The sequence below is a fragment of the Ramlibacter sp. MAHUQ-53 genome, assembly GCF_052600055.1.
Genome location: NZ_JBQWTS010000001.1, coordinates 740,487 through 754,271 on the forward strand (window position 1 = coordinate 740,487; position 13,785 = coordinate 754,271).

A 13,785-nucleotide genomic window follows, 5' to 3' on the forward strand; every position below is an offset into this window, starting at 1 on the left:
CGCGGCCAAAGAAAAAGGCCCCGCGGAGCGGGGCCTTTCGTGGCAAGGACCGGGAGATTACCGGTTCGGGCGGGTGCCCACCACTTCGATTTCCACGCGGCGGTTCTTGGCGCGGCCTTCGGCGGTCTTGTTGTCGGCGACGGGCTGCTTCTCGCCCTTGCCTTCGGTATAGACGCGGTTCTTCTCGATGCCCTTGGAGACCAGGTAGGACTTCACGGCTTCGGCGCGCTTGACCGACAGCTTCTGGTTGTAGCCATCAGTGCCCACCGAGTCGGTGTGGCCGACGGCGATGATCACTTCCAGGTTCACACCCTTGACCTTGCCGACCAGGTCGTCGAGCTTGGCCTTGCCGTCGGCCTTCAGGACAGCCTTGTCGAAGTCGAAGAAGGCGTCGGCGGCGTAGGTCACCTTGGTGGCAGCGGGCGGCTGGGGAGCCGGGGCCGGGGCCGGGGCGGGCGCCGGGGCCGGGCGGGCCACGGGAGCCGGAGCCGGGGCTGCAGCGGGAGCCGGGGCCGGGGGCGGCGGGGGAACCAGGGCGCCGTCACAGCCACGGGCGGCGGTGGCGGGGGTCCAGTTGGCATCACGCCAGCACAGTTCGTTCGAGCCGTTCTTGATCACGATCTCGCCCGAGCCGTTGACCCAGTTGTCGACGCGGTTGCCGCCGTCGGCAGCGGTCACGCGGGTTTGCGCGCCCGCGGCAGTAGCCAGCGCAGCGGATGCAAACAAGAGCGCCACTTTGTTCAGTTTCTTCATGGTTCTCCTCTTAGGGGAATAAAGCCGCAGCCGCGCTGCGAAATAACTACGAATCAGGTGACCATCACCAAAAACGTCCGGATCATTGTGCCATAGGGCTTTACAAGGGCAACGCTGCGCCTGCCCCGCTACCGTAGGACAAGCCCCCGAGGCCGCCCCGCTGTTGCTGCGCCGCGACAGGGTGTGGCCAAGCCGTAGAATCCCGAGGTTGCGACCTTGCCGCCGCCCTCCATGACCCAATTCGCCAAAGAAACGCTCCCGATCAGCCTCGAAGAGGAGATGCGGCGCAGTTACCTCGATTACGCCATGAGCGTGATCGTCGGCCGGGCCCTGCCCGATGCCCGTGACGGCCTCAAGCCCGTGCACCGCCGCGTCCTGTACGCGATGCACGAGCTCAATAACGACTGGAACCGCCCTTACAAGAAGTCGGCGCGTATCGTCGGTGACGTGATCGGTAAATACCACCCGCACGGTGACCAGTCGGTCTACGACACCATCGTGCGGCTGGCGCAGGACTTCTCCATGCGCCACATGCTGGTGGACGGCCAGGGCAACTTCGGTTCGGTCGACGGCGACAGCGCCGCGGCGATGCGGTACACCGAAATCCGCCTGGACAAGATCGCCCACGAGATGCTGGCCGACATCGACAAGGAAACCGTCGACTTCGGCCCCAACTACGACGGCAGCGAGAAGGAGCCCCTGGTCCTGCCCTCGCGCCTGCCCAACCTGCTGGTCAACGGCTCGGGCGGCATCGCGGTGGGCATGGCCACCAACATCCCGCCCCACAACCTCAACGAGGTGGTGGACGCCTGCCTGCACCTGCTGAAGAACCCCGAGGCCTCCATCGACGAACTGATGGAGATCATCCCCGCGCCCGACTTCCCCACGGCCGGCATCATCTACGGCATCACCGGCGTGAAGGAGGCCTACCGCACGGGCCGCGGCAAGGTGGTCATGCGGGCCAAGTGCCACTTCGAGGAGATCGATCGCGGCCAGCGCACGGCCATCATCGTCGACGAGATCCCCTACCAGGTGAACAAGAAGACCCTGCAGGAACGCATGGCCGAGCTCGTTCACGAGAAGAAGCTCGAGGGCATCAGCCACATCCAGGACGAGTCCGACAAGTCGGGCATGCGCCTCGTGATCGAGCTCAAGCGCGGCGAAGTGCCCGAGGTCGTCCTGAACAACCTGTACAAGCAGACACAGCTGCAGGACACCTTCGGCATCAACATGGTGGCCCTGATCGACGGCCAGCCGAAGCTGTGCAACCTCAAGGACCTGGTCGAGGTCTTCCTGCAGCACCGCCGCGAGGTGGTCACGCGCAGGACGGTGTTCAACCTGCGCAAGGCCCGCGAGCGTGGCCACGTGCTGGAGGGCCTGGCGGTCGCCCTGGCCAACATCGACGAGTTCATCCGCATCATCCGCGAGTCCCCCACCCCGCCGGTGGCCAAGGCCGAACTGATGAACCGCCCCTGGGACAGCGGCCTGGTGCGCCAGATGCTCACGCGCGCCCGCGAGGACGGCAGCGTGGTCAACGCCGACGACTACCGCCCCGAGGGCCTGGACCGCGCCTACGGCATGCAGGGCGACGGGCTGTACAAGCTGTCCGAGACCCAGGCCCAGGAAATCCTGCAGATGCGCCTGCAGCGCCTGACCGGCCTGGAGCAGGACAAGATCGTCAACGAGTACAAGGACGTGATGGCCGAGATCGAGGACTTCCTCGACATCCTCGCCAAGCCCGAGCGCGTCTCGGTGATCATCGGCGAGGAGCTCTCCGCGCTGAAGCTGGAGTTCGGCCAGAGCAAGCTGGGCGCGCGCCGCAGCGAGGTCGAGCACAACGCCCAGGACCTCGCCACCGAGGACCTGATCACGCCCACCGACATGGTGGTCACGCTCTCGCACACCGGCTACATCAAGAGCCAGCCCCTGTCCGAGTACCGGGCCCAGAAGCGCGGCGGCCGCGGCAAGCAGGCCACCGCCACCAAGGAAGACGACTGGATCGACCAGCTGTTCATCGCGAACACGCACGACTGGATCCTGTGCTTCTCCAACCGCGGGCGCCTGTACTGGCTCAAGGTCTGGGAAGTGCCCGCCGGCTCGCGCGGCTCGCGCGGCCGCCCCATCGTCAACATGTTCCCGCTGGCCGAGGGCGAGAAGATCAACGTGGTGCTGCCCCTCACCGGCGAGTTCCGCAGCTTCCCCGCGGACCACTACGTGTTCATGTCCACCTCGATGGGCACGGTCAAGAAGACCGCGCTGAACGAATTCAGCAACCCGCGCAAGGCCGGCATCATCGCGGTCGACCTCGATGACGGCGACTTCCTCGTGGGCGCCGCCCTCACCGACGGCAAGCACGACGTGATGCTGTTCTCCGACGGCGGCAAGGCCGTGCGCTTCGACGAGAACGATGTGCGCCCCATGGGCCGCAACGCCCGCGGCGTGCGCGGCATGATGCTCGAGGAAGGCCAGTCCGTGATCGCCATGCTGGTCGCCGAGGACGAGCAGCAGAGCGTGCTCACCGCCACCGAGAACGGCTACGGCAAGCGCACGTCCATCACCGAGTACACCCGCCATGGCCGGGGCACCAAGGGCATGATCGCCATCCAGCAGAGCGAGCGCAACGGCAAGGTCGTCGCCGCCACGCTGGTGCATGCCGACGACGAGATCATGCTGATCACCGACAAGGGCGTCCTGGTGCGTACCCGCGTCTCCGAGATCCGCGAGCTTGGTCGCGCCACCCAGGGCGTCACCCTGATCGCGCTGGACGAAGGCGCCAAACTCAGCGGGCTGCAGCGCATCGTCGAGAACGACGCGCAGACGGGCCTCGATGCCGATGCCGGCGCCGAGGGCGACTCCGGCGAGTCCGCCTCCGGCGACGCCTGACCGGCGCCTGTTCACCCCGCCGCGCGACCCGCCAGCCGGGCGCGCGGCCTTCTTCGCTTTCGAGATGGCCAAAGACCTGAACCAACTGAGGACGGAAATCGACGCGGTGGACCGCCAGCTGCTCGCGTTGCTGAATGCGCGCGCCCAGCTCGCGCACGAAGTCGGCGAGATCAAGCGCGTGGAGCGCTCCCCGGTGTTCCGCCCCGAGCGCGAGGCCCAGGTCATCGCCGGCCTGCAGGCCGCCAACCCCGGCCCGCTGAAGGCCCCGCACATCGCCACCATCTGGCGCGAAGTCATGTCGGCCTGCCGCGCCCTGGAGGCGCCGCAGCGCGTGGCCTACCTCGGCCCGGCCGGCACGTTCAGCGAACAGGCGGCGGTGCAGTTCTTCGGCTCCAGCATCGAGCACGTGCGCTGCACCAACTTCGACGAGGTGTTCCATGCCGCCGCCGCCGGCAGCGCCGACTTCGGCGTGGTGCCCGTGGAGAACAGCACCGAGGGCGTGGTCACCCGCTCGCTCGACCTGCTGCTGCAGTCCCCCCTGCACATCGTGGGCGAAACCAGCCTGCTGGTGCGCCACCACCTGCTTCGCAAGCTGAACTCGCTCGAGGGCATCGAGGCCGTGCTGGCCCACCCCCAGGCCCTGGCGCAGTGCCAGGGCTGGCTGTCCAAGCACCTGCCCGACGTGGAGCGCCGCGCCGTCTCCAGCAACGCCGAGGGCGCGCGCCTGGCCGCCACCAACCCCGCCTGGGCCGCCATCGCGGGCGAGCGCGCGGGCAGCGAGTTCGGCCTGTTCCTGGCCGCCCAGGCGATCCAGGACGACGCCTTCAACCGCACCCGTTTCGCCGTGATCTGCCTGCCGCAGACGCTGGACGCGCCGCAGGCCTCCGGCAAGGACTGCGTGAGCCTGGTGGTCTCGGTGCCGAACCGCCCCGGCGCGGTCCATGACCTGCTGGTGCCGCTCAAGCAGCACGGAGTCTCCATGACCCGTTTCGAGTCGCGCCCGGCGCGCTCGGGCGGCCAGTGGGAGTACTTCTTCTTCATCGACCTGCAGGGCCATCCCTCGCAGCCCGCAGTGGCCGCCGCCCTGGCCGATCTGCGCCAGATGTGCGCCTACTACAAGGTCCTGGGCACCTACCCGGTCACCGACTGAGCGGAGCGGCGCCCGATGTTCCAACAGCTCGGCCTCATCGGCTGCGGCCTCATGGGCGGCTCGTTCGCCCTGGCCCTGCGCCAGGCGGGCCTCGTGCACCGCATCGTCGGTTACAGCAAGTCGGCGCAGAGCACCGCGCGCGCCCGTGAACTCGGCGTCATCGACGAGGCCGCGGCCAGCGCCGCCGACGCCGCCGCCGGCAGCGACCTGGTCCTCGTCGCCGTGCCCGTGGCGGCCACCGAGGCCACGCTCGCCGCCATCCGCGAATCCCTCGAGGCCGGCGCCCTGGTGATGGACGTCGGCTCCACCAAGCAGGACGTGGTCGAGGCCGCGCAGCGCGCCCTCGGCGACCGCCTCGGCGCCTTCGTCCCCTGCCACCCCATCACCGGCAAGGAGTCCGCCGGCGTGGACCATGCCGACGCCGGCCTGTACCAGGGCCGCCTCGTGGTCCTGACGCCGACGGCCGACACGCCCCCGGCCCAGGCCGCGCGGGCGCAGCAGGTCTGGGAGGCCGTCGGCGGGCGCGTTCGCCAGCTCGAGCCCCTGGCCCATGACACCACCTTCGCCGCGGTCAGCCACCTCCCCCACCTCCTGGCCTTCGCCTTCATCAACGGTATGAGCGGCCAACCCGATGGGCCCGACATGCTGGCCATGGGCGGCCCGGGCTTTCGCGACTTCACCCGCATCGCCGCCGGCGACCCGCAGGTCTGGCGCGACATCCTGCTGGCCAACCGCGCCCAGGTGCTGGCCCAGGCCCGCCTCTTCGAGCAGGGCCTGGCCGCCCTGGAGAAAACCATCGAGGCCGGCGACGCCGCCGGCCTGCAAGCCCTGATCCAGCAGGCCAGCGACACGCGTTCGCGCTGGCGCATGGGCCAGGACTGAGACCCGCACGAGCCCCCATGTTCGCCACCGAATTCCTCGACCTCCCGCCCCTGGACGGCGCCGCCGGCACCGTGGTCCTGCCCGGCTCCAAGAGCATCTCCAACCGGGTCCTGCTGCTCGCGGCCATGAGCGCCGGCACCACCGAGATCCACGACCTGCTGGACTCCGACGACACCCGTGTGATGCTCGCAGCCCTGGCCGAGCTGGGCTGCCGGCTCGAGTGGCGCGGCGCCGTGCTGCACCTCACCGGCCTGGGCGACGCCGCCCCCGCCTCGCCGGCCAAGCTGTTCCTCGGCAACGCCGGCACCGCCATGCGCCCCCTGGCGGCGGCCCTGGCCGTGCGCGGCGGCGAGTTCGAGCTCTCGGGCGTCAAGCGCATGCACGAGCGCCCCATCGGCGACCTCGTCGACGCCCTGCGTGAGCTCGGCTGCGTGATCGACTACCTGGGCAACGAGGGCTTCCCGCCCCTGCGCATCGGCCGCCCCGCGCTGAAGCTGGACCAGCCGATCCCGGTGCGCGGTGACGTCTCCAGCCAGTTCCTCACCGCGCTGCTGATGGCGCTGCCGCTGGTGGCCGACCGCGACATCGTGATCGCGGTGCAGGGCGAGCTGATCTCCAAGCCCTACATCGAGATCACGCTGAACATGCTGGCCCAGTTCGGCGTGGCGGTCCGCCGCGACGGCTGGGAGCGCTTCACCATCCCCGCGGGCAGCCGCCTGCGCTCGCCCGGCGTGGTCCATGTGGAGGCCGACGCCTCCTCGGCCAGCTACTTCGTCGGGCTGGGCGCGATCGCCGCGGCCGACGCGCCGGTGCGCATCGAGGGCCTGGGCCGCGCCTCCATCCAGGGCGACATCCGCTTCATGGAAGCGGCCGAGGCCATGGGGGCCGCGGTGCAGAGCGGCCCCAACTGGATCGAGGTGCGCCGCGGCGCCTGGCCGCTCAAGGCCATAGACCTGGACTGCAACCACATCCCCGACGCCGCCATGACGCTGGCCGTCATGGCTCTGTACGCCGACGGCACCACCACGCTGCGCAACATCGCCAGCTGGCGGGTCAAGGAGACCGACCGCATCGCCGCCATGGCCAACGAACTGCGCAAGCTCGGCGCGCAGGTGGAGGAAGGCGCGGACTACCTGCGCGTCACCCCGCCCGCGGCCTGGACGCCGGCGAGCATCCATACCTACGACGACCACCGCGTCGCCATGTGCTTCTCCCTCGCCGCGTTCAACCGTGCCGGCGTGCCGGTACGCATCGAGGACCCGAAGTGCGTGGCCAAGACCTTCCCGGACTACTTCGAGACCTTGTTCTCGGTGGCCCACGGCGTCCATGTGCCGGTGATCTGCGTCGACGGGCCCACTGCCTCCGGCAAGGGGACGCTGGCCTCGCAGGTCGCGGCCCGCCTTGGCTACCACTACCTCGACTCGGGCGCCCTCTACCGCATCACCGGCCTGGCCGCCCTGCGCGCCGGCCTGGCGCTGGACGCCGCCCACGAGCACTCCATCGCCCACCTCGCCGAGCGGCTGCCGGTGCGCTTCGAGGCGGACAAGGTCCTGCTGGCCGGCGAGGACATCGCCGAGGCGATCCGCACCGAGGAGGCCGGCATGAACGCCTCCCGGGTCTCCGCCCTGCCCGCCGTGCGCACCGCCCTGGTGGCCCTGCAGCAGTCCTTCCGCCGGCTGCCCGGCCTGGTGGCCGACGGCCGCGACATGGGCACCGTCATCTTCCCCGACGCGCCGCTGAAGGTGTACCTCACCGCCAGCGCCGCCAAGCGCGCGGAACGCCGCCATAACCAATTGATTTCAAAGGGAATTGCGGCTACACTCGACACTCTTCGCGCGGACCTGGAGGCGCGTGACCTGAGGGACTCTTCCCGCACGGTCGCCCCCCTGAAGCCCGCGCAAGACGCCCTGCTGCTCGACAACTCCGAGCAATCGATCGATGAATCGGTTGCCCGTGTTCTCGACTGGTGGAGCGACAGGCAACCCTTCGGGCGCGCCTGACCCCGGGCCCACGGCGCTCCTGCCGCGCGACAGCGCATCGGCGACGTGGATCTAAAACCCAACCGCGGCCCCTGGCCGCACGAAGCCGTCCCAGCCTTAGAAACATCTGCAATGGTGCCGATGGAAACCTGCGCGACGTGCAAGGAAATCTAATGTCCGAATCTTTTGCCGCCCTGTTTGAAGAATCGCTGCAGCGCTCCGAAATGCGCGCCGGCGAGGTGATCACCGCCGAAGTCGTTCGCATCGAGCACAACTTCGTCGTCGTGAACGCTGGCCTCAAGTCCGAAGCCTACGTGCCGATCGACGAGTTCAAGAACGACAAGGGCGAGATCGAAGTCCAGGTCGGCGACTTCATCTCCGTGGCCATCGACGCCATCGAGAACGGCTACGGCGACACCATCCTGTCGCGCGACAAGGCCAAGCGCCTGGCGTCCTGGATGGCCCTGGAAAAGGCCCTGGAGTCCGGCGAATTCGTCACCGGCACCACCTCCGGCAAGGTCAAGGGCGGCCTCACGGTCCTGGTCAACGGCATCCGCGCCTTCCTGCCCGGTTCGCTGATCGACACCCGTCCCATCAAGGACCTGACCCCCTACGAGAACAAGACCCTCGAGTTCAAGGTCATCAAGCTGGACCGCAAGCGCAACAACGTCGTGCTGTCGCGTCGTGCCGTGGTCGAAGCCTCCATGGGCGAAGAGCGCGCCAAGCTGATGGAAACCCTGAAGGAAGGCTCCATCGTCCGCGGCGTCGTCAAGAACATCACCGAGTACGGTGCGTTCGTTGACCTGGGCGGCATCGACGGCCTGCTGCACATCACCGACATGGCCTGGCGCCGTGTCCGCCACCCGAGCGAAGTCGTTCAGGCCGGCCAGGAAATCACCGCCAAGATCCTCAAGTTCGACACCGAGAAGAACCGCGTGTCCCTGGGCCTGAAGCAGATGGGCGACGACCCCTGGATGGGCGTTTCTCGCCGCTACCCGCAGGGCACCCGCATGTTCGGCAAGGTCACCAACATCGCCGACTACGGCGCGTTCGTGGAACTCGAGCCCGGCATCGAAGGCCTGGTGCACGTCTCCGAGATGGACTGGACCAACAAGAACGTGGCTCCCTCCAAGATCGTCTCCCTGGGCGACGAAGTGGAAGTCATGGTCCTCGAGATCGACGAAGACAAGCGCCGCATCTCCCTGGGCATGAAGCAGTGCAAGGCCAACCCCTGGCAGGAATTCGCTCAGAACACCAAGCGCGGCGACCGCGTCAAGGGCCCTATCAAGTCGATCACCGACTTCGGCGTGTTCGTCGGCCTGGCTGCCGGCATCGACGGCCTGGTGCACCTGTCCGACCTGTCCTGGAACGAGCCGGGTGAAGCCGCCGTGCGCAACTACAAGAAGGGCCAGGAAGTCGAAGCCATCGTGCTGGCCGTCGACGTGGACCGCGAGCGCATCTCCCTGGGCATCAAGCAGCTGGACCAGGACCCCTTCACCACCTTCGTGACGGTGAACGACAAGGGCGCCGTGGTCACCGGCAAGGTCAAGACCGTCGACCCCAAGGGCGCCGAGATCGACCTGGGCAACGACATCGTCGGCTACCTGCGCGCCTCGGAAATCTCCCGCGACCGCGTGGAAGATGCCCGCAACGTGCTGAAGGAAGGCGACGAAGTCTCCGCCGTGGTGGTGAACGTGGATCGCAAGACCCGCAACATCCAGCTGTCCGTCAAGGCCAAGGACATGGCCGACGAGCAGGGCGCCATGGCCAGCCTGAGCCAGCAAGCTGCCCGCGAGAACGCCGGCACCACCAGCCTGGGCGCCCTGCTGCGCGCCAAGCTCGAGAAGTAATCACTTCCCGTCCGGTGAACCGGGGGCGGCGCGAGCCGCCCCCTTTTTCCTTGCCCCATGACCCGATCCGATCTCGTTGAAGAACTGGCCGCCCGCTTCGGGCAGCTGACGCACCGTGATGCCGAGTACGCCGTCAAGACCATCCTTGACGCGATGGGCGAGGCGCTGGTGCGAGGCCACCGCATCGAGATCCGCGGCTTCGGCAGCTTCTCGATCAACCGCCGCCCGCCACGCCTGGGACGCAACCCGCGTTCCGGCGAGAGCGTGCAGATTCCGGAAAAGCGTGTCCCCCACTTCAAGCCGGGCAAGGCCCTGCGCGAGGCCGTGGACCGCCGCACCGCCGAGATCAAGGCTGGCGGCTAGCGCGCCGCTAGAATCAGGACTCCACCGAGGAGCCTGATGAAATACCTCGTGTGGCTGCTCAAGGCAGCCATTTTTTTTACCCTGTTCGCTTTCGCGCTGAACAACCAGCACGAAGCCACCGTGAACTTCTTCTTCGGCAGGCAATGGAGCGCGCCGCTGGTGCTGGTGGTGCTGTCGGCCTTCACGCTGGGCGTGGCCGTCGGCGCGCTGGGCATGGTGCCTCGCTGGTGGAAGCACCGGGCCCATGCGCGCCGCGCGCAGGCGCCCACCGCCGCCGCGGCAGATGCCGGCAACTCCCTGGGACCGAATGGAATCTGATTACAGCTGGCTGCTCTGGGCCTTCCCCCTCGCCTTCGCGCTGGGCTGGCTCGCCTCCCGACTGGACCTGCGCCAGCTCCGCATCCACAACCGCCAGGCGCAGGCCCCCAAGGCGTACTTCCGCGGCCTGAACTTCCTCCTCAACGAGCAGCAGGACCAGGCCATCGATGCCTTCATCGAGGCCGTGCGCAACGACCCCGACACCTCCGAGCTGCACTTCGCGCTGGGCAACCTGTTCCGCCGCCGCGGCGAGTACGAGCGCGCGGTGCGCGTGCACGAGCACCTGCTGTCGCGGGCGGACCTGAGCCGTGTCGACCGGCACCGCGCCCAGCACGCCCTGGCCCTGGACTACCTCAAGGCCGGCCTGCTCGATCGCGCCGAAGATGCCCTGCGCAAGCTCGAAGGCACGGCGCATGAGGAGCAGGCCCTGCTGGCGCTGCTCGCCATCTACGAGCGCACCCGTGACTGGAGCCAGGCCGGCGAGATCGCCGGCAAGCTCACGCAGCGGGGCTACGGTGACTACAGCGGACGCCTGGCCCATTACCTCTGCGAGCAGGCGGCCACCGCAGCCGAGGGTCAGGCCGAGCCGCTGGTGCGCAAGGCCCAGGCCATTGCGCCCGACGCCGCCCGACCCGCCATCGAGCTCGCCGCTCTCCAGCGCCGCGCCGGCCAGCACCGCGAGGCCTTCGAGACGCTCGCTACCCTGGCCGGCTCCGCGCCCCGAGCCATCGGGCTGGTCGCTCGCCCACTGGCTGAAAGCGCGATCGCCGCCTCGCAGCAGGCCCGCGCGGTGAAGATCCTGCAGGCGTCCCACGAGGCGTCACCGTCGCTCGACGTTCTGGACGCCCTGGTGCTACTTGAATCGGACCTAGCAGCCGCCCGCGCATGGTACGTGCGGCACCTCGAGCGCGAGCCGTCGCTGGTCGCAGCCGCCAAGTGGGTGGCCGGCGAGAAGCTCGAGCACGACGAATTCCATCCCCAGGTCCAGCGCGCACTGGACCACGCCGCCAAGCCGCTCACACGTTACCGCTGCGCGGCCTGCGGCTTCGAGGCCAATCGCCATTTCTGGCAATGCCCCGGCTGCCAGGCCTGGGACAGCTACCCCGCGCGCCGCGTGGAAGAACTATGAACATCTCCAAGGAACAACTCGCGCAGGCGCGCGTGCTCGTGGTCGGCGACGCCATGCTCGATCGCTACTGGCATGGCGCCGTCGAGCGCATCTCCCCCGAGGCGCCGGTCCCCGTCGTCAAGGTGAACAAGGAAGAAGAGCGCATGGGCGGCGCTGCGAACGTAGCCTACAACGTCGTCTGCCTGGGCGCCCAGGCCAGTTTCCTCGGCGTCGTCGGCGACGACGAACCCGGCCACCGCATGGAGCGCCTGCTCGAAGGCAGCGGCATCGAGGCCCATCTCAGACGCAACCCGGGTCTCATGACCACGGTGAAGCTGCGCGTCATCGGCCGCCACCAGCAGTTGCTGCGCCTCGATTTCGAGAACGAGCCGGACCATGAGGCACTGGCACTGCAGAACGAGACCTTCACCCAGATCGTCCCCCAGCACCAGGCGGTGCTGTTCTCCGACTATGGCAAGGGGGGGCTCGCCCACATCCCGACCATGATCCGGGCCGCGCGCAGCGGCGGCAAGCCGGTACTGATCGACCCCAAGGGTTCGGACTACACCCGCTATGCCGGCGCCACCGTGATCACGCCCAACCGCGCCGAGATGCAGCAGGTGGTGGGTGCGTGGAGCGATGCCGCCAGCCTGGCGGTCAAGGCCCAGAACCTGCGTGAGCAACTCCAGCTCGATGCCGTCCTGGTCACCCTGAGCGAGGAAGGCATGACCCTTTTCGACGCGCAGGGCCAGTCGCATGTCGAAGCCAATGCCCGTGAGGTCTTCGATGTCACCGGCGCCGGCGACACCGTCATCGCCACCCTGGCCGCCCTGGTGGCCGCCGGCCTGCCGCTGCGCGAGGCCATGCCCCTGGCCAACAAGGCCGGCGGCATCGTCGTCGGCAAGTTCGGCACGGCCACCGTCTCCTACGAGGAACTCTTCGCATGACCCGCATCGTGGTGACCGGCGCCGCCGGGTTCATTGGCAGCAACCTCGTCAAGGGCCTGAATGCCCGCGGCATCGACGACATCATCGTCGTCGACGACCTGACCCAGGGCGACAAGTTCCGCAACCTGGCCGACCTCCAGATCGCCGACTATGTCGACGCCGGTGACTTCTACAAGGCCTTTGCCGCGGGCCATTACGGCCACGTCGAGGCGGTCTTCCATGAGGGCGCGTGCAGCGACACGATGGAGACCAACGGCAAGTACATGATGGACAACAACTACACGCTCTCGTGCGGCCTGTTCCGCACCTGCCAGGAGCGTGGCGTTCGCCTCCTCTATGCGTCGTCCGCGGCCACCTACGGTGGCTCGGAGACCTTCCGCGAGTCTCCCGAGTTCGAGAAGCCGCTCAACGTCTACGGCTGGAGCAAGCTGCTGTTCGACCAGCGCATGCGCCGCGAGCTCGGCACGCGGTTCGAGCGCGCGCAGCACCAGGTGGCGGGCTTCCGCTACTTCAACGTCTACGGCCCGCGTGAGCAGCACAAGGGCCGCATGGCGAGCGTGGCGTTCCACCAGTTCCACCAGTTCAAGGCGGACGGCAAGGTACGGCTGTTCGGCGAGTACGGCGGCTACGCGCCCGGCCAGCAGTCCCGCGACTTCATCTATGTCGACGATGTCGTCGCGGTCAACCTCTGGTTCCTCGACAACCCGGGCAAGAGCGGGATCTTCAACCTGGGTTCCGGCCGCGCGCAGCCCTTCAACGACGTGGCCACCTCGGTCGCCTCGTCCCTGGGGGGGAAACCGGTCTCCACGGCCGAGGCCGCTGCTGCAGGCCTCATCGAGTACATCCCCTTCCCCGACGCGCTGCGTGGCAAATACCAGTGCTTCACCCAGGCGGACCTGACGAGCCTGCGCGCTGCAGGCTGCGACCATGCATTCGTGGATGTGCAGACAGGCGTCTCCCGCTACATGACCTGGCTGAAATCGCAGGGTTGATACCCAGCAATAGTCAACCAAAGCATTCAACCTCCGTTGAACCAAGGCCTGTCCATTCGGACGGGCCTTTTTTGTGTCACACGTTCAAGGAGGAACCATGTTCAAGAAGATCCTGGCCTGCGTCGCCCTGCTCGGCGCCCTTTCCGCGGCCTTTGCAGCAGTAGACATCAACAAGGCGACTGAAGCCGAACTGGATGGCATCAAGGGCGTCGGCCCCGCCACCTCCAGCCAGATCCTGGCGGAGCGCAAGAAGTCCGAATTCAAGAACTGGGAGGACCTGATGGGCCGGGTGAAGGGCATCGGTCCGGCCCGCGCAGCCAAGCTTTCCGCAGAGGGGATGACGGTCAGCGGCGCGTCCTACAAGCCGATGGTGACGGCTGTCGAACCCAAGGGCGAGAAGAAGAAGCCCTCGAATTAATGAATTCCTGATTGGAAAACAAAAACCCCCTGTATCTTTCGACACAGGGGGTATTTGCTGCTGTAAGAGCCTGACGATGTCCTACTTTCACACGGGAATCCGCACTATCATCGGCGCAGAGGCGTTTCACTGTCCTGTTCGG

Annotated in this window: 12 protein-coding genes; 11 read left to right on the forward strand and 1 reads right to left on the reverse strand. The window is 67.8% G+C overall.

From position 1 onward, the window contains the following. Nucleotides 1-57 precede the first annotated feature (57 nt). Nucleotides 58-753: an outer membrane protein OmpA gene (ompA, locus tag ACT80S_RS03350; protein ID WP_377412559.1), complete on the reverse strand. Its 696-nt coding sequence runs from the start codon at nt 751-753 to the stop codon at nt 58-60. A 231-nt stretch (nt 754-984) separates the two neighbouring features. Between ompA and gyrA the strand changes: the two genes are divergently transcribed. From gyrA to ACT80S_RS03405, 11 genes are all read left to right on the forward strand, one after another. Further along, nucleotides 985-3,636, forward strand: coding sequence for a DNA gyrase subunit A (gyrA, locus tag ACT80S_RS03355; protein ID WP_377412561.1), 2,652 nt, complete (start codon nt 985-987; stop codon nt 3,634-3,636). A 64-nt stretch (nt 3,637-3,700) separates the two neighbouring features. Then, nucleotides 3,701-4,786 carry a prephenate dehydratase gene (pheA, locus tag ACT80S_RS03360; protein ID WP_377412563.1) on the forward strand — a complete coding sequence of 362 codons (1,086 nt, stop codon included), beginning with the start codon at nt 3,701-3,703 and terminating at the stop codon, nt 4,784-4,786. Nucleotides 4,787-4,801: 15 nt separating this feature from the next. Then, a complete protein-coding gene (locus tag ACT80S_RS03365; RefSeq protein ID WP_377412565.1) occupies nt 4,802-5,668 on the forward strand; it encodes a prephenate dehydrogenase in 867 nt (288 codons plus the stop codon). Between the two features lie 17 nt (nt 5,669-5,685). Continuing rightward, on the forward strand, nt 5,686-7,668 hold the full coding sequence (locus ACT80S_RS03370) for a bifunctional 3-phosphoshikimate 1-carboxyvinyltransferase/cytidylate kinase (RefSeq protein WP_377412567.1): 1,983 nt from the start codon (nt 5,686-5,688) through the stop codon (nt 7,666-7,668). Between the two features lie 152 nt (nt 7,669-7,820). Continuing rightward, nucleotides 7,821-9,497: a 30S ribosomal protein S1 gene (gene rpsA / locus ACT80S_RS03375; RefSeq protein ID WP_377412569.1), complete on the forward strand. Its 1,677-nt coding sequence runs from the start codon at nt 7,821-7,823 to the stop codon at nt 9,495-9,497. A gap of 57 nt (nt 9,498-9,554) precedes the next feature. Beyond that, entirely contained in the window at nt 9,555-9,860 is a 306-nt protein-coding gene (locus ACT80S_RS03380) for an integration host factor subunit beta (protein ID WP_377412571.1), read from the forward strand. Between the two features lie 36 nt (nt 9,861-9,896). Continuing rightward, nucleotides 9,897-10,178 (forward strand): LapA family protein, encoded by a 282-nt coding sequence (locus tag ACT80S_RS03385; protein WP_377412574.1) that lies wholly within the window; start codon nt 9,897-9,899, stop codon nt 10,176-10,178. Continuing rightward, entirely contained in the window at nt 10,168-11,307 is a 1,140-nt protein-coding gene (lapB, locus tag ACT80S_RS03390; RefSeq protein ID WP_377412576.1) for a lipopolysaccharide assembly protein LapB, read from the forward strand. The genes ACT80S_RS03385 and lapB overlap by 11 nt, the downstream gene beginning before the upstream one ends. After that, nucleotides 11,304-12,233 carry a D-glycero-beta-D-manno-heptose-7-phosphate kinase gene (rfaE1, locus tag ACT80S_RS03395; RefSeq protein WP_377412577.1) on the forward strand — a complete coding sequence of 310 codons (930 nt, stop codon included), beginning with the start codon at nt 11,304-11,306 and terminating at the stop codon, nt 12,231-12,233. The genes lapB and rfaE1 overlap by 4 nt, the downstream gene beginning before the upstream one ends. Further along, a complete protein-coding gene (gene rfaD, locus ACT80S_RS03400) occupies nt 12,230-13,225 on the forward strand; it encodes an ADP-glyceromanno-heptose 6-epimerase (protein WP_377412579.1) in 996 nt (331 codons plus the stop codon). Before rfaE1 ends, rfaD begins: the two co-directional genes overlap by 4 nt. A gap of 97 nt (nt 13,226-13,322) precedes the next feature. Continuing rightward, entirely contained in the window at nt 13,323-13,643 is a 321-nt protein-coding gene (locus ACT80S_RS03405) for a ComEA family DNA-binding protein (RefSeq protein WP_377412581.1), read from the forward strand. The last annotated feature ends 142 nt before the right edge of the window (nt 13,644-13,785 follow it).